Raw genomic sequence first — 205 nt, 5'->3', positions numbered from 1 at the left:
AACCATATAATATGTAGCAATGTTATCTAGTTTTGAAGGAATATGCCTTCATAGTTTGGTGATGATGGCAGAGAGGTCACACCCGTTCCCATACCGAACACGGAAGTTAAGCTCTCTAGCGCCGATGGTAGTTGGGACCTTGTCCCTGTGAGAGTAGGACGTCGCCAAGCAATTAAAAACACGAGTCATTTGACTTGTGTTTTTT

The 205-nt window shown here is 43.4% G+C and carries 1 rRNA gene; it reads left to right on the top strand.

From position 1 onward, the window contains the following. Positions 1 to 54: 54 nt before the first annotated feature. A 5S ribosomal RNA gene (gene rrf / locus K5S59_RS29475) occupies positions 55 to 170 on the top strand. Positions 171 to 205 lie beyond the last annotated feature (35 nt).

Origin of the sequence: Bacillus sp. BML-BC051 (genome assembly GCF_019656175.1) — a bacterium.
In the GTDB taxonomy this organism is placed as follows: Bacteria; Bacillota; Bacilli; order Bacillales; family Bacillaceae_G; genus Bacillus_A; species Bacillus_A mobilis.
This window is presented reverse-complemented; position numbering and strand designations above follow the sequence as displayed.